15 protein-coding genes and 1 tRNA gene are annotated in these 15,524 nt (G+C 61.8%); 5 read left to right on the top strand and 11 right to left on the bottom strand.

Annotation, left to right across the window (positions count from 1 at the left end):
• The 4 genes from pdeM to AB4Z24_RS05340 form a co-directional block, all read right to left on the bottom strand.
• Entirely contained in the window at positions 1-723 is a 723-nt protein-coding gene (gene pdeM, locus AB4Z24_RS05355) for a ligase-associated DNA damage response endonuclease PdeM (protein ID WP_441706362.1), read from the bottom strand.
• Positions 720-3,272 carry a ligase-associated DNA damage response DEXH box helicase gene (locus AB4Z24_RS05350; protein WP_441706814.1) on the bottom strand — a complete coding sequence of 851 codons (2,553 nt, stop codon included), beginning with the start codon at positions 3,270-3,272 and terminating at the stop codon, positions 720-722. Before AB4Z24_RS05350 ends, pdeM begins: the two co-directional genes overlap by 4 nt.
• Before the next feature lie 199 nt (positions 3,273-3,471).
• Positions 3,472-4,560: a quinone-dependent dihydroorotate dehydrogenase gene (locus AB4Z24_RS05345; RefSeq protein ID WP_441706361.1), complete on the bottom strand. Its 1,089-nt coding sequence runs from the start codon at positions 4,558-4,560 to the stop codon at positions 3,472-3,474.
• Positions 4,554-4,907, bottom strand: a complete 354-nt coding sequence (locus AB4Z24_RS05340) for a DUF952 domain-containing protein (RefSeq protein WP_441706360.1) — start codon at positions 4,905-4,907, stop codon at positions 4,554-4,556. The genes AB4Z24_RS05345 and AB4Z24_RS05340 overlap by 7 nt, the downstream gene beginning before the upstream one ends.
• A gap of 152 nt (positions 4,908-5,059) precedes the next feature.
• Between AB4Z24_RS05340 and AB4Z24_RS05335 the strand changes: the two genes are divergently transcribed.
• Entirely contained in the window at positions 5,060-6,853 is a 1,794-nt protein-coding gene (locus AB4Z24_RS05335; RefSeq protein WP_441706359.1) for a DUF262 domain-containing protein, read from the top strand.
• Between the two features lie 51 nt (positions 6,854-6,904).
• Here AB4Z24_RS05335 and AB4Z24_RS05330 read toward each other — a convergent pair whose 3' ends face one another.
• Positions 6,905-8,557, bottom strand: coding sequence for a lysine--tRNA ligase (locus AB4Z24_RS05330; protein ID WP_441706358.1), 1,653 nt, complete (start codon positions 8,555-8,557; stop codon positions 6,905-6,907).
• Between the two features lie 87 nt (positions 8,558-8,644).
• On the bottom strand, positions 8,645-9,355 hold the full coding sequence (locus AB4Z24_RS05325) for an alpha/beta family hydrolase (RefSeq protein ID WP_441706357.1): 711 nt from the start codon (positions 9,353-9,355) through the stop codon (positions 8,645-8,647).
• A gap of 186 nt (positions 9,356-9,541) precedes the next feature.
• On the opposite strand from AB4Z24_RS05325, the gene mepA reads away from it, so the two are divergent.
• Positions 9,542-11,074 carry a penicillin-insensitive murein endopeptidase gene (mepA, locus tag AB4Z24_RS05320; RefSeq protein ID WP_441706356.1) on the top strand — a complete coding sequence of 511 codons (1,533 nt, stop codon included), beginning with the start codon at positions 9,542-9,544 and terminating at the stop codon, positions 11,072-11,074.
• A 51-nt stretch (positions 11,075-11,125) separates the two neighbouring features.
• Here mepA and msrA read toward each other — a convergent pair whose 3' ends face one another.
• Together msrA and AB4Z24_RS05310 are read right to left on the bottom strand one after the other, a co-directional pair.
• Entirely contained in the window at positions 11,126-11,794 is a 669-nt protein-coding gene (gene msrA / locus AB4Z24_RS05315; RefSeq protein WP_441706355.1) for a peptide-methionine (S)-S-oxide reductase MsrA, read from the bottom strand.
• A 106-nt stretch (positions 11,795-11,900) separates the two neighbouring features.
• On the bottom strand, positions 11,901-12,398 hold the full coding sequence (locus AB4Z24_RS05310; protein ID WP_441706354.1) for a hypothetical protein: 498 nt from the start codon (positions 12,396-12,398) through the stop codon (positions 11,901-11,903).
• A 154-nt stretch (positions 12,399-12,552) separates the two neighbouring features.
• Here AB4Z24_RS05310 and AB4Z24_RS05305 point away from each other — a divergent pair.
• Positions 12,553-12,642 (top strand) — tRNA-Ser (locus AB4Z24_RS05305).
• Positions 12,643-12,862: 220 nt separating this feature from the next.
• On the opposite strand, the gene AB4Z24_RS05300 is transcribed toward AB4Z24_RS05305, so the two are convergent.
• The 3 genes from AB4Z24_RS05300 to AB4Z24_RS05290 all read right to left on the bottom strand — a co-directional run bounded on the left by AB4Z24_RS05300 (position 12,863) and on the right by AB4Z24_RS05290 (position 14,429).
• On the bottom strand, positions 12,863-13,363 hold the full coding sequence (locus AB4Z24_RS05300) for a GNAT family N-acetyltransferase (RefSeq protein ID WP_441706353.1): 501 nt from the start codon (positions 13,361-13,363) through the stop codon (positions 12,863-12,865).
• A 1-nt stretch (position 13,364) separates the two neighbouring features.
• A complete protein-coding gene (locus AB4Z24_RS05295) occupies positions 13,365-13,628 on the bottom strand; it encodes a YjhX family toxin (protein WP_441706352.1) in 264 nt (87 codons plus the stop codon).
• Between the two features lie 318 nt (positions 13,629-13,946).
• Positions 13,947-14,429 carry a MarR family winged helix-turn-helix transcriptional regulator gene (locus AB4Z24_RS05290; RefSeq protein ID WP_441706351.1) on the bottom strand — a complete coding sequence of 161 codons (483 nt, stop codon included), beginning with the start codon at positions 14,427-14,429 and terminating at the stop codon, positions 13,947-13,949.
• A gap of 144 nt (positions 14,430-14,573) precedes the next feature.
• On the opposite strand from AB4Z24_RS05290, the gene AB4Z24_RS05285 reads away from it, so the two are divergent.
• Positions 14,574-15,056 (top strand): SRPBCC family protein, encoded by a 483-nt coding sequence (locus AB4Z24_RS05285; protein ID WP_441706350.1) that lies wholly within the window; start codon positions 14,574-14,576, stop codon positions 15,054-15,056.
• Positions 15,053-15,490 (top strand): DoxX family protein, encoded by a 438-nt coding sequence (locus tag AB4Z24_RS05280; RefSeq protein WP_441706349.1) that lies wholly within the window; start codon positions 15,053-15,055, stop codon positions 15,488-15,490. Before AB4Z24_RS05285 ends, AB4Z24_RS05280 begins: the two co-directional genes overlap by 4 nt.
• Positions 15,491-15,524: the final 34 nt, after the last annotated feature.

The following is a 15,524-nucleotide window of genomic DNA, read 5'->3' as shown; positions in this document are numbered from 1 at the left end:
TCAGTCATCGCGGAGGAGGCGCGGCGCGACAGGATAAAGGCCTTCGTGGCCGAGCATCCAAACGTCGAGCCCGTCGTCGCCGAACAGCGGCTCGAACACGGCGTTGAGAATGTTCAAGCCGCCCGTGAATGCGCCAAAGGCGGGCATCACGAGGCGAAGGCGATTGCCGACGAAGCACGGACGGCGCAGCGACGTTCCGTGGAACACCAGGCGGGCGGCCGGATGGAAATGTCCGGCAATCTCGTGCGTGTGGGCTCCGGGCCGCGGCTCGTGGCGCAACGCGATGCCGCCGACGACGATCTCAGGCATCACGTAGCCTGCCAGCATGCGATCGATTTTCGGATCGTGATTGCCGGTGATCCAGATCCAGTCGCGATCTTCCTGCAGCATGCGGAGACTTTCGACGTCGCCTACGTCCATGCGTGCGGCGCCGCCCTGATCATGCAGGCTGTCACCGAGGCAGATGACCGTTTCGGGGTCGTATCTGTCGATCAACGCCGCGAGCTTTTGCAGCGTCTCGCGCGTGTCGTAGGGCGGCAGCATTTGTCCGTAAGCGGCGTATGACGAGCCCTTCTCGAGATGAAGGTCGGAAACGATCAGCGCCTGCTCAGCGGGCCAGAAAAGCGCGCCGGATTTGTGGGCGACGAAGGCCTTGCCGCAGACGTGCACGGGCTGATCGGCGAAATCGTCGAGCCCTATGCGTTCCGGCTTCAGCATGTTCATGTCCGCACGTCCCCCGTTGCTTCGCGGATCAGTTCGTCTGCGGCATCGCGCAAAATTGCGTCGCGGTCTTGGCCGTACACCAGCTCAACTCCGATCTCCAGCAGCACCGGGACGGCCAGCGGAGATACGTGATCGAGAGTTTGATGTCTGATTCGCTCTTTAATGCGAGCCAGAAACGTGCCGAGACGCTTGATATCGAGCAGGCCCGTGGCCGCGTCGGCCCATGCGGCTTCGAGCAGAAGATGGCTCGGATCGTGGCGGCGCAGGACGTCGTAGATGAGATCGGTCGAAATGGTCACCTGGCGGCCGGATTTCACTTTGCCTGGATGGCGGCGCTCGATCAATCCGGCGATGACGGCCGCCAGGCGGAACGTGCGCTTCATCAGGGCGCTTTCGGCGAGCCAGGCGTCGAGATCGTCGCCCAGCATGTCCTCGTCGAAGAGCTTCGCGAGCGAAAGTCTGCCTTCCGAGATGAGGTTCGAGATGTCGCCGCGCGCCCAGACGGCCAACGCATAGTCGTTGGCGACGAAGCCGACGGGATTGGCGCCGATCCGATCGAGGCGGCGCGTCAGCAGCATGCCGAGCGTCTGGTGGGCGAGGCGTCCTTCGAACGGATAGGCGACGAGGAAGTGGCGGTTGCCGCGCGGAAACGTTTCGATGAGGATTTCATCGGGTGCGGGGACGACGGAGCGTTCGGTCTGCAGCTCGAGCCAATTGGCGACGGGATTGGGCAGCGCAGACCAGACGCTTGGATCGGCGAGCATGGCGCGTACGCGTCCTGCCAAATGCGTGGACAGCGGAAACTTGCCGCCGTCGTAACTTGGCACCATCGGATCTTCCGCCGCTGCGCGCGAGACGAAGACTTCCGTATCGCGGATACCTTCGAAGCGAAGGACCTGGCCCGCGAAGACGAACGTGTCGCCGGGCGTCAGCTGCTCGGCGAAATATTCCTCGACTTCGCCGAGAACGCGGCCGCCCATGCGGGCGATGTTTTTCTTGCCGCCGCGCGATGAGACGAGCCGCACCTTGAGGTGGGGCGCGTCCACGATAGTGCCGATGTTCAGCCGGTATTGCTGGACGATGCGTGGATTGGCGACGCGCAGCTTGCCGTTTTCGGCCGGCCGCAATTTTGCGAAGCGCTCATAGGATTTGAGCGCGTAGCCGCCGGTCGAGACGAAATCGACGGTGCGGTCGAATTGGGTGCGCGTCAGGCCTGCATAGGGAAGTGCCGAACGAACTTCGTCGAACAGCGCGTCCGGAGCGAACGGCGCCTGGCACGCCATTCCGAGAACGTGCTGTGCCAGCACGTCGAGCGCGCCGGTACGCGAGAGCGTGGCGTCCTGGTCGCCGGCTTCGGCGGCCTGCTGGGCGGCGCGGCATTCGAGGACCTCGAAGCGATTTCCCGGCACCAGGATTGCCTGAGACGGCTCGTCGAGCCGGTGATTGGAGCGGCCTATGCGCTGCAACAGGCGGCTCGCGCCTTTCGGGGCGCCGAGATGGATGACGAGATCGACATCGCCCCAGTCGATGCCGAGATCGAGCGTCGAGGTCGCGACGACGGCACGCAGCTTCCCCGCGGCCATCGCGGCTTCGACTTTTTTGCGTTGTGCCGCTTCGAGCGATCCGTGATGCAGGGCGATCGGCAAATTGTTTTCGTTGAGCCGCCAGAGTTCCTGAAATGCGAATTCGGCCTGCATGCGCGTGTTGACGAAAACGAGCGACAGCTTGTGCCTGCCGATCGCTTCCAGGACTTCGCGCATCGCATAGCGGGCGGTGTGGCCGGTCCACGGAATTTCGTTTTCCGCTTCGAGGATTTCGATCACCGGCTTGGCGCCACCTTTGACGGTGACGATATCGGCGAGGCGCGTTTCGGTTTCCGGATCGGTTTGCGGAACGAGGTAGCCGCGGAGCTCGCTGGGGCGCGCGACCGTGGCGGAGAGGCCAATCGTCATGACGTCCGGCGCCAGCTTGCGGAGGCGGGCGAGATCGAGCGCGAGGAGATCGCCGCGCTTCGATGCGGCCAGCGCGTGCAACTCGTCGAGAATGATCGTATCGAGATCGGCGAAGAGGTAGGGCGCATCGGGGTGGCTGAGGAGAAGCGCGACCTGCTCCGGCGTCGTCAGCATGATGTGCGGCGGCTTCACGCGCTGCCGTTGCCGCCGCGCCAGGGACGTGTCGCCGGTACGCGTTTCAGTGCGAACCTTCAAGCCCATTTCCTCGATGGGGTGGGTCAGGTTTCGTTCGACGTCGGCGGCGAGCGCCTTCAGCGGCGAGACGTAAAGCGTGAAGAGCCCGGCGCCGATCTTTTTCTTTTGGCCGTTGTGGATCGATATCAGGCTCGGCAGAAAGCCCGCGAGCGTTTTGCCGGCGCCCGTGGGGGCGATGAGCAGTGTCGAGCGCCGTTCGCGGGCAGCATCGAGAAGCGCGAGCTGATGGGGCCGCGGCTTCCATCCGCGCCGCGTGAACCAGGCCGCGATCTCTGGGGGAAGCGGCTCGCTCTCGGGCGTGGAGCGCGCGCGACGCGCTTTCTTCGCGGTCGTCGTTGCGATGAGAGCCGCATTGCGCGGCGTCTTGCGTGCGCCAGCCTTTACGGATTGCCGCGTCGTCGTTTCCGGGTTCTTGGTCGGTTTGCGCGGCACGTTTAATTTGGGCTTGGGCAAAATTGGCTCAGGTCGATCCTATCGCTTTTATGGACAACCTGGACGTTATACCGGCTGCGGCCGGGGAAACCTCGAAAAAAAGTCGCCGTTACAGCGGCTGTTTCGCCCAGTCGTCGGCGCGGCGGCCCCGGATCGCAGAGAGGCTCGTCTGTCCGCCGTCGTGCAGCGTCTTGGCGAGGTGCGATTTGATCACGTCGATCAGCGCGGGGCCTTCGTAAACAAGACCGGTGTACAGCTGCAATAATGTGGCGCCCGCTTCGATTTTTTCGAGTGCGCGCGGACCGCTGTCGATGCCGCCGATGCCGATGAGCGGGATTCGGCCTTCGGTCAGCTTGAAAATGCGGGCGAGCGTGGCTGTCGAGCGCTGGAAGGCGGGACGGCCGGAAAGGCCGCCGGCTTCATGCGCCGCAGGCGACTTCAATCCCTCGCGCGATAAGGTCGTGTTCGATACGGCTATGGCATCGACATCATAAGCGACGAGCTTCTCAACGATGGGCGCGATGTCGTCAGCGGCGATGTCGGGGGAAATCTTGACGACGATCGGACGCTTCTGGGCGCCGTCGTCGATCAGCCGGGTTCGTGCCGCCATGATGCGCGCGAGGAGAACTTCGAGTGCCGCCGGGGCTTGCAGATCTCGCAGCCCTGGCGTGTTTGGGGACGAGATATTGACGGTGAAGTAGCTTGCGACTGAATTGAAGCGCAGCAAGCCGAGCACGTAGTCTTCGCCACGGTCGACGCTGTCCTTGTTGGCGCCGATATTGACGCCGACGATGCCGCCGCGATTTTTCCGGGCTTCGAGACGCGCCAGGGCGGCGGCGTGACCGCCGTTGTTGAAGCCAAGCCGATTGATCAGCGCGTTGTCCTCGACCAGCCGGAAGACGCGCGGCTTCGGATTGCCACTTTGCGGTTGCGGCGTGATGGTGCCGATCTCGGCGAAGCCGCAGCCCATGCCGAGAACGGCATCGGGCACGCGCGCGTCCTTGTCATAACCAGCCGCAATGCCGACGGGATTTGGGAACTCAAGACCGAATACCGTTTGGGAGAGTACGCGATCGCCGGTTCCGAATGATCGCGGATATAGCCCCAATTCGAGTGCCCGCACGGTGAGTTCGTGTGCTTCCTCGGGAGAAAGTGCGAAAAGCGCAGGCCGTGACAGCCGGTAGAAACCCTTCAACACGTGAACAAGTCCTCGTCGAGAAAATGAACGCCGTCGCTATTCTTTGGTAACGGCCGCTTCCATAAAGCCACAGAAACACTCAAGGGCGCGTAGAGGTGAGGAAAAAGTTCACCTCCACGGGATTGTTCCCATTTTAAATCTGCGCCTAGCTTCGATACCTCGAACGCGATAACAACGAGATCGCTCTTCCCTTTGAAATGTTTTTCTAATGTCCCGCGCACCTGATGTTGTTCAGAGAGATGGATGAATCCGTCTCGCTTGTCATCGGCCGAACCATCATACTGACCTTTCGCCATGGCATCAGACCAATCGGCCGCCGTGACAATTTTGTAGACGATTTTTTTCATTTGGTTTTGAACATTGATGAGGCGCGAAAAAAGAGATCATTCGTTACATATGTGAGTTCGGGCGGGGTTGTCTTCGCTATTGTGGGTGGCTAGGGCGCAACTGTTTTGCGGGATGCGTGTTTTAGCCGGAGGCGAGATACTTAGACCCTGGAATGGCAGTCAAGAGGGTTGTGGCATTCGTGTATCCTACGGCATCGCTAAGCATTTCAGAATTATTGTCCGGTCCTTACCTGCTGAATATTCCACTTTTCCAACGGCCCTATTCTTGGGGGCGCGAGCAGGCGGAGCAGCTTCTCGACGATCTTCTTGAAGCCGCGGGTATTTCATCGGACGACCAGGCGGAGCCCGCTTACTTCCTCGGCGCCGTCGTGCTGATGGATGCGCCCGGAGCCGAGACGGTGAAGCTGTCGCCCAAGATGACGGCGCGCGAATTCGGTGTGATCGACGGACAGCAGCGCCTCGTCACACTGATGACACTGCTGGCGGTGCTTCGCGACCTCGAAACCGATCCGAAAAAGGTCGTCTCAAAGCGCGTTCAGAGCATGCTCATCGCGCAGCTCGGCACGCGGTTTTTCCGGACGGAACGCTTCCGGTTGCATCTTTCGACGCGCGAGCGCGCGGTTTTCGAAGACAACGTGCTGCTGCCGGGAAGCTCGGTGCTGCCGGCCAACGTCGCGTCGCCGACGCTCCCGGAAGCGACGCTTCTCGAGGTCCGCGATCGATTCAAGTCCGTGCTTGAGGAACTCACGAACACCGCTCGCGCGAGGCTCGCCGATTTCATTGCGGACCGCTGCTTCGTCGTCGTCATCGTCGGCAACGATATCGATCGCTCGCACCAGATGTTCGTCGTTCTAAACGAGCGCGGCCGGAAGCTGCAGCGCAACGATATTCTGAAATCGGACATCCTCGCGCGCATGTCCTCGGGCGACGCCAAATGGGCCGTCGCGATGTGGGATGAAATGAGCGCCGAGCTCGGCGAAGGTTTCGAGCCCTTTTTCGCCCATCTCAGGACGATCTACGGTCACGGTCGCCTGCAGATCGTCTCGGGCGTGCGTCAGGTCATTCGCGATTCCGGCGGTTCGGAAGCGTTTTTCAAGGAGGTCTTCCTGCCGCTCGCGAAGTCGTATGCGCTCATTCGCGGCGGCGGTAGGAATGTATTGCCGCTGGAGATGCAGCGGTTGCTCACGTATCTCAATCGTTTGCCGGAGGCCGATTGGGCGCCGGCGGCGATTTTCGCGCTGAAGGACTGGAAGCGCGATCCTGCCCGCGCGCTCTTCCTGCTCAGCGAAATCGAACGGCTGGCGATGCTGACGCGGCTGTTGTGCGCCGGATCGGGTAAGCGCGTCCGCCGCTTTGCAGACCTGATCAAGGTCATTCGCTCGGGCGAGCCGATCGACAAATCGCACCCGGTTCTGCAATTGACGCGAGACGAGGTGCGCGGCATCGCATTTCATCTCAAGGATTTTCACAAACGCAATCCGAAGGTGTGCAAGCTGCTTCTGCTTCGCCTCGGCGATGAACTGTCGGGGACGATGGATGCCGTCGATCCCGATCATTATACGATCGAGCATGTGCTGCCGCAGCGGCCAGCGGCTTCGAGCCCTTGGCGGCAGCTTTTCCCTAGCACGGAGGAGCGAGGGCAACTCGTCGAGAGCCTGGGCAATCTCGTGCTCATCACGCAACAGGAGAACGACCGGGCGCGCAACGCGTCTTGGGACGACAAGAAGCAGATCTATTCGAAGGGTTCGAGCCAGGCGCCGATGCTCGCGATCACGCGTGACGTGATCGACGAGCGCGAATGGCGGCAAGGTCAGATCGAAGCGCGCGAGGAGCGCCTCGTCGGGTTGATCGACCGGATTTGGCGCACCGATATTCTGGGCCAGAAGTCAGGCGGCCGAACCGTGAAGGCATCCGGGGAATCCGAGGCTGCGAGCCCGGTCGTCTAACGCGCTGATCCGCGCCGCAGTCTCAACCGCACAACCGCAGTCGCAGTGCGTCTAGGCGTTGGCGAGGGCGCCGGTCAGTGCCTTGGCGATCAAGGCGCGCGTTTCCGGAATTCCATAGAGCGCGATGAACGTGCCGAGGCGCGGGCCGCGTTCCTGGCCGAGAAGGATCTCGTAGATCGCCTGGAACCAGTCGAGCTTGACGCCGGGCCCGCCCGTCGGGCTGACTTTCGTCGGGTCCTGGTAGCGCGGAATGGCGCGGCCGACGTCGAGCACCGCGTTCTGGATGGTGTCGCCGTCGCTCTCGTGCGGGAGTGCCGCCAGCGCCTTGTCAAGGCTTTCGAGTGCTGCGATCTCGACGTCGTCGGGCGTCCGAAACTTCTTCGACGGCTTCACGAAATCTTCGTAGTAGCGGATCGCGTAGCCGGCGAGCTGGTCGATGATCGGATTGTCTTCCGGCGTCGCCCCGTGGGTGTAGCGGTTGAGGAAGCCCCACAGCACATCCTTCGTATGCGCGTGGGAAACCGAAACGAGATTGAGCAGCAATCCGAACGTGACCGGAATTTGCGGCTTCGGCGGCGCGCCCGAGTGGATGTGCCAGACCGGATTATCGAGTTGCTGCTTGGCTTCCTGCTTCGGGTAGCCTGACAGAAACTGCAGGTATTCATCGACGGCGCGCGGAATGACGTCGAAGTAGAGCCGCTTCGCGCTTCTCGGCTTCTGGTACATGAAAAGCGAGAGGCTTTCGGGCGAGGCGTACGTCAGCCATTCGTCGATCGTCAGGCCGTTGCCGCGGGACTTCGAAATCTTTTCGCCCTTGTCGTCGAGGAACAGCTCGTAGACGTAGTGCTCCGGCGCGACGCCGCCCAGAATTTCGCAGATCTTGTCGTAGATCGGTGCGTTCGTCTGATGGTCCTTGCCGAACATCTCGAAATCGACGCCGAGGGCAACCCAACGCATGCCGAAATCCGGCTTCCACTGCAGCTTGACCTGGCCGCCTGTGACTGGAAGCGTGATGTCCTCGCCGTCTTCATCGGCGAACGTGATCGTGCCGGACTTCGGGTCGACCTTCTTCATCGGGACGTAGAGGACGCGGCCGGACTTCGGAGAGATCGGCAGGAACGGACTGTACGTCGCCTGACGTTCTGCGCCGAGCGTCGGCAGCATAACCTTCATGATGTCGTCGTAGCGTTCGACGGCGCGCAGCAAGACCTCATCGAAGCGGCCGGCCTTGTAGTATTCGGTGGCGCTGGCGAATTCGTATTCGAAGCCGAAGGTATCGAGGAAGCGCCGCAACATAGCATTGTTGTGGTCGCCGAAGCTCGCGTAATTGCCGCCGAACGGGTTGGGCACCGACGTCAGTGGCATCTGCAGGTAGGGCTCGAGGGCCTTCCGATCCGGAACGTTCTCCGGAATTTTGCGCATGCCATCCATGTCGTCGGAAAAGCAAAGGAGGCGCGTCTTGCGCTTGCCTTCGGTCAGAACCTCGAAGGCGTGGCGCACCATCGTCGTGCGTGCGACTTCGCCGAACGTGCCGATGTGCGGGAGACCCGACGGGCCATAGCCGGTTTCGAAAAGGACCGTCTTTGTCGCGCCGTCAGGCAGACGCTCCAGCCGCTTGATCAGCCGGCGTGCTTCTTCGAACGGCCAGGCCTTGGAGTCGGTGCTGGCGGCGGCCTGGTCGGGCGTGAAGACGAGTGCGGTCATCGGGTGCTGCTGCGGTCGGTGAGGTTGGTATTACAAAGGCTTGTCTTGAGGCGAAGGCGCGCACCGTAGGTGGGTCGAAGGTCAGCGTCAACGCGGGCCCGAATGCTTCGCGATAAATGCCGCAACAGCATCGGCGGCTGCCGCAAGATTTCCCTTGCGCGTGAAGCCAGAATTTCCGCGCGGACCGAAATCATGATCGCCGTCGCTCATCCAGGCGAACGTGATTTGCTTGGAAAGCCGGATTTTTTCGATTTCGCCGCGGCTTCCGAACGGATCGCGCTCACCTTGGACGATCAGGGCGGGACAGCGAAGCTTCGTCAGGTGCTCGGTGCGTAATTTGTCGGGCGTGCCTGGTGCATGGAACGGATAGCCGAGACAGACAAGTCCACGAACCGCGTTTTGCTCGTAGAGTTCATCGGCGAGCATGCTCGCGACGCGCCCGCCCATAGACTTGCCGCCGATAAAGAGCTTTTGGCGAGGATTTTCGCGGGCGACGGCGCTTACCACGTCCCGGAATTCGGGAATCAGCTTCTCGGCTTTCGGTGGCGGCCGCTTCGCCCCGCCGTCGCGCCGGCTCGCCATGTAGGCGAACTCGAAGAGCGTGAGCGCAATGCCCCGTTCACTGAGCAGTGCGGCAATGGCTTCCATATACGAAGAAGTAATCCCCGCTCCCGCTCCATGCGCTAAAATCAGGCGAGCTTTGGCACCGGATATGCCGTTGTCGATGCGGAAGGCAGGTTTGGCTTCCGGCGCCGTCTCTGTGGAGGCGGATCGGGTAACCTTCTGAACGCGTTTCATAATTGGGTTCGCGATGGAGTTAACGAGTTGGATTGGCCGGGCAGCCGTTATGGCCCACGACGGGTAATGTGGCGCTAGGCAACACTGCAACTGTAATCGATGCCGGGTCTGAATTTCGCCTGAGAATGGTCTAAGATGACGCGAGTCAAAAAACGGGGACAAAGCATGAGGGCCGCAAGGTTACTAATGCTCGCGGTCTTCTGTGCGATGGCTATGGTTGGCGCTTCGTTGCTCCAATCGCCGGGCGTGCCGCTGTCAGTGCCGGAATTCATCGAACCGCTTCGCGCCGACCCGCAACCGGTCGACGTTTCGAGCGGCGTTCCTGTTTCGCCCGATCCCGCACATCCGGACGCCGGCAAGCACCACACGCTGCCGGATTTCGTGCCGAGGAACGGTCTGCTGACGATTTCAAATTCGAATTCAAGTTCGGATGAGAGCGGGCCGCAAGGTGAGGAGCCGGGCAGCGCGGCGCAAGCGCAAAGCCCCGCACCTGCGGACGCCGCCGCAACCACGGGATCGGTGGCGACGGACCATCCGGCGGGCGCGAAGCCTGCGGCAAGCTCTTCGACTGCACGCCCGGTTGCGATCAAGGTCGAGCCCATTCCGGGGACCGAATCTGCGGCAGCAAAAAAGCCGGTCTGGCCGAAGTTCATCGGCGCCAAAAATCTTTTTGGCGCGGCCAAGGCTCCGGCGCCGCTCGAGGCGCGGGCGATTGGTTCGTATTCGCGCGGTTGTCTCTCGGGCGCGGTGCCGCTGCCGATCGACGGTCCGGCCTGGCAGGAGATGCGATTGTCACGCAATCGCAATTGGGGTCATCCGAAGCTGATCGATCTCGTCCAGCGGTTCGCCAAGGATGCGCAGAAGCTCGATGGCTGGCCTGGTCTGCTCGTCGGCGATATCGCGCAGCCGCGCGGTGGTCCGATGATAACCGGACACGCGAGCCATCAGATCGGGCTTGACGCCGATATCTGGCTGACGCCGATGCCGGATCGCCGTCTCAGCACAAAGGAACGCGAAGAGCTGCAGGCGACGTCGATGCTCGACAGCACCGGGCTTGCCGTCGATCCGGCGGTCTTTTCGGAAAAGCAGGTGGCGCTCATCAAACGGGCGGCGTCGTATCCGGAAGTCGAGCGGATTTTCGTGCATCCGGCCATCAAGAAGGCGCTGTGCAAGGCTGCTGATGCGACCGACCGTAAGTGGCTTGGAAAGGTCAGGCCCTGGTTCGGGCACTACTATCATTTCCACATGCGCATCAAATGTCCGGACGGTTTTGGCGGGTGCGCGCCGCAGCCGCCGCCGACGGGCGATGACGGATGCGGGAAGGAAGTCGATCAGTGGCTGGCGAAAGTGGTTCCGTCCAAGGTGCCTCTCGAACCGGTGCCGCAGCCGGCCGACGGCACAAAGCCGCCGAAGGCGCCACTCATGCTGGCTGAGCTGCCGAAGGAATGCCAAGCGGTTCTCGCGTCCGGTCCCGATCCGGTGCCGGTGCCGCGTGAAGCGCTGCTGACGCCGATACAAGTCAAGAAGACGTTGGCGAAGGCTGCGGCCGTCCACTCAGCGCTCGCCAGCGCTGCGGCAGTGCCGGGCTCGGGTACGAGTACGAGTGCGACCGTGAGTGCGGCGAAGGCGTTGCCGGCGCATTTGGCCAATAGCCCAGCCCTTCGGCCGCATTTGCACAAAGCCGCAACGCAGGATCCGAAGCCGGCCGATCCCAAATAAAAAGGCCGCCATATGACTAGCGGCCTTCAATCGGATTTTCCTGCGGCAGACTTAGCTCTTTGCCGTTTCGGAGGTCGAAGCGGGCTTCGGGCAAGTGACGCCCGTGCCAGCCAAGCCGCAGTAGCCGTGCGGTACCTTCGCCAGGTACTGCTGGTGATAGCCCTCGGCCAGATAGATCGGACCGGCGGGCTTTAGCTCTGTCGTGATCGGTCCATAGCCCTGGCGGGCGATGGCTTCTTCGTAGGCCTTTCGCGATGCCTCGGCGGCAGCGAACTGCTCCGGCGTCGTCGTGTAGATCGCGGAGCGGTACTGCGTGCCGATGTCGTTGCCCTGGCGAAATCCCTGGGTCGGATCGTGGGCTTCCCAAAAGGTCTTCAGAAGCGTGTCGTAAGAGATCGTTTTCGGGTCGAAGACGACGACGACGATTTCGGTGTGTCCGGTGCGGCCGGTGCATACCTCTTCATACGTCGGGTTCGGCGTGTAACCGCCCGCATAGCCGACGGCCGTGATCCAGATGCCGTCGCCCAGCTGCCAGAACAGCCGCTCTGCGCCCCAGAAGCACCCGAGCCCGAAGATCGCGACCTCGAGACCGGCGGGATAGGGCGGCTGCAAGGGCCGCGAAAAGATGTAGTGCTCGGCATTGGCGCCGAGAATTGAGTCCGGGCGGCCCTTCGGCGCCTGCTCCGCGGCCGGCATGGCGACCTGCTTCCTGGCAAACATGGATTGGCTCCTTCTTATTATTGGGATGATGCCCAGTATACGATGGCCTATCCCATTTCGTTTCAGTCCTAGCGGGCTGCTTTTGCGCCGGCAGGCGGCGCTGATTTCAGTAGTCGTTCGCAAAAATGCGGATCCGGCGGCGCGGCCGTCCGAGGTAGCCGCAGGCGATCGTGAGCAGCAGAAAGATCAGCGTTCCCGGCAGCGACAAAACCGACGTCAGGACGGGGTCCCAGAGGACCGGCTCCATCGAGTTCGTGACCGATCGCTGCAGGGCCGCCAGAAAGGCTGGCGCCCAGCTTTGCAGGTGCTGCATCAAGGAGATGGAGCCGGGGGACGTGCCGTCGACCGGCACCCGTGAAATATCGGCTGCGAAGGCGATGAGCGTGCACAGGGCGAAGAGCGCGGCGAGAAACCGCAGCATCAGTCTCGGACGGGTTTCGGGGTTCACGACGCTCATGACGACCGCGATGAGGAAGGCGGCCAGGGCGAGGCGCAGCAACCAGCCATTATTCGGCACACCGGCCGCATACCACAGGCAACCGTAGGCGGCTGCGCTCAATACGGCCAGTCCGGCAGAGATTTTCAGTAGCACCGACGAGGTCATTTTTGCGCTTGCTCGTTTACCGGGATCGAGGGCCCGGTGCCTTGCGTCGCACCTTTGTGTGACCGGGGCGGACAGCGGTCAAGTGCCGAGACTTGCCGAGCGGCGTTGCGCTTCCGGCGCGGATGGGTTAAGTGCGCTGCTTCGCGATTGCGATGGAGGGGTGGCCGAGTGGTTGAAGGCGCTCGCCTGGAACGCGTGTAGGCTCGTAAGGGTCTCGTGGGTTCGAATCCCACCCCCTCCGCCAAACCTTGGGCTCACGCGCCGAAAGGCGCTCCGCATGGGCGGCGCTCGCGCCGGGTCGCCTTGCTCCCGAGCCCTTCAGGCTTTGATGCGAGTTCGAACTTAGGCCCGCAATTGCCGCCGATCAGCGCATTTCACCAGTCGGCATGCGAAAATACCGTTCGCCCGTCGCCACGACGAGCGGTCGGGCTGTACGTCTCGACGACACACAGCCCGACCTTTCGTCACTCCTGTTGGTGCAGACCGAATGCCGGGTGATGAATCAGTTCCCCGCGCGGCTCAATGCTGTCGAACGGCAACGCCTGAACCACCTCGGGAGGACAGCCAGTTACGCCGAGACCTGGGAAGGTCCGAAAGCCGAACCGGCCATAGTATGCGGGGTCGCCTACCAGCGCCGCGCCCCGGCTGGTCGCGCGTAGCCGGCGGAGGGCTTCTGCCATCAGGGCCGCGCCGATACCCTGGCGATGCCTTGACGGCAAAACGGCAAGCGGGCCGATCAGACCCCAGCCGTCCTGCGTCCCGATCCGCGCCGCCGAGGTGGCCAGATAACCAATCACCTCGCCGTCCTCCTCTGCCACAAGTGAGAGGGCAAGTGTGCCCTCTGCCCGTAGCTTCTCGATGATGCTCGTCTCGGTTCCAGAGGATTGCGCAAGCATCAGGAAGGCTTCGGTCACAAGCCGGCTGATCGCCGGGATGTCACCGGCGGTCTCATTGCGGATTAGCATGTCATTCCCCCTGATTGTCGAGTTGCGCGCGGACGGTGATGAGGCCGCGTTTTGATATCCGATATGGGCTGCCCGACCGCGATTCGATCAGCCGTTTCCGCCGCAATCGGTTGAAGATAGTCAGGTCGCAGTCAGCAAGGATCATCCCCTCGCGCGTGACGCATGTGACGGCGGTGATTTTGGGACTGTCGCCACGCTTGTGCAGGATGCGGCCGCCAAGGGCCAGAACGTGCAGCGCACGTTGTTCACTTCGTGAGATGTTCATGGAAGTCTCGTATGACAGACGTGAAAAAACGCCCACCAGGTGCGCATGCACCCGGCAGCTTTGAATTCACGAGGCTCTCTGAGATTCAGAGAGCCTTATCACACAAGCTCTAACATCCAGTCCCCAGCTACTACGCAGCGAGCATTGTCACCGCGCGCCTCGCCAATATAGGAGGGCTCGCGCTCCTTACAACAACGGCAAAAGCGGGCTGGCCACGGACGCCGAATCTGGCGCGCCATTTGCCGGTCTCCCTTCTTTTGACGCCGCTACAGCCAGCATCCGACTGAAGTCGGAGGGCTTCCTCCTTCAAAGAGGACTCTAAAGCGCTGCAATCAGTTTTTCGAGAAGCTCGCTGAGCTGCTTCTGTTCGCTTTTGGTCAGTGCTTTGAGTAATTGCACTTCGTTGGCGACATGACGTCCGATTGTTTCATTGATCACAATCAGGCCCCGCTCTGTCAGGGCAATCAGCTTGCCTCGCCGGTCGTCCGGATCTGGGAGGCGCTCTACCAAGCCCGCTTTTTCAAGGCGGTCGATCCGGCTAGTCATTCCCCCCGAGGAGATCATGGTCGCCTCGTACAGGCGCGTCGGCGAGAGCCTGTACGGCTCTCCCGACCGACGAAGCGTCGCCAAAACATCGAACTCTCCAGGCTGTAGCCCTGCCGATGCGAAGAGCGGATTCATGTGCTCACGCAACACCCGTTCCGATGCTTCCGATAGACGCCCGAACACTGCCATCGGTAGTGATGGGAGGTCCGGACGCTCCCGAGCCCATTGTTCGACAGCCATTCTCGCGCGATCCATTGCAATCTCTCGGCAGCAAGTATCTTGACAGCAAGATACTTTTCGTGAAGTAACTTACTGGCGAACTTACCGTGAGATGTCGAGCCGTCCAACATTTTTGCTGGGCCTCTCGCAGGACCTCTCGCCGGACAAGGAGATGACGTGATGGTTGATAGGCTAGACACGGTCGAAGAGTTGAAGATCGAGCGCATCTTCGATGCTCCTCCGGCGGAGGTGTTCGAGGCATGGACGAAAGCAGATGTGCTGAAGCAGTGGTTCGCCCCGCAGCCATGGACGGTGGTGAAAGCAGAACTAGATGTCCGGCCCGGTGGGACATCGCTGATCGTCATGAGCGATGGCCAGGGTAACGAGTTCCCGACGCGCGGTGTCTATCTTGAGGTCGTCGAGAATGAGCGCATCGTATTCACCGACGCCTACATGGACGCCTGGATACCATCGGCCAAGCCGTTCGCAACGATCATTGTGAGCTTCGAGGATCTCGGCGGTCGTACCCAATATATTGCGCGCGCGCGGCACTGGTCGGATGAGGACCGTTCCATGCACCAGAACATGGGCTTTGAGGCCGGATGGAACCAGTGCGCAGATCAGCTTGCCGCGCTCCTTGCCCAGAAAGGACGCAAGCTATGAGCACTCCGAAGTCGGCAGGATCGGCCGCCGATCATCCCTCCAGCACTGCCAACCGCAGCCTCTGGATCGGCAGGGGGATGAAGGCCCTCGTGGTACTTTTTCTATGCTTTGATGCCGTCATAAAGATCATGTTCGTGCCCGATATGCCTGAAGCATCCGCTGGCATAGGATGGGACGCGGCAAAGGCGCCGTTGCTCGGGGTCATTCTCCTCGCCTCCACGCTGCTCTACGCTGTTCCCCGAACGTCGGTTCTCGGAGCGATCCTCCTTACAGGATATCTCGGCGGGGCCGTCGCAACGCACATGCGCGTCGATAGCCCGCTGTTCACACATGTGCTCTTCGGGATTTATCTCGGCCTATTCATGTGGGGAGGTCTCTGGCTGCGCGACCCGAGGCTTCGTTCTCTTTTTCCTCTTCGCCGCTCCGCTGACTGACCCGCGAAGATCGCCGCCGGGAAGTCGCCTAAGA

Origin of the sequence: Hyphomicrobium sp. 2TAF46 (genome assembly GCF_052114865.1) — a bacterium.
In the GTDB taxonomy this organism is placed as follows: domain Bacteria; phylum Pseudomonadota; class Alphaproteobacteria; order Rhizobiales; family Hyphomicrobiaceae; genus Hyphomicrobium_B.
This window is presented reverse-complemented; position numbering and strand designations above follow the sequence as displayed.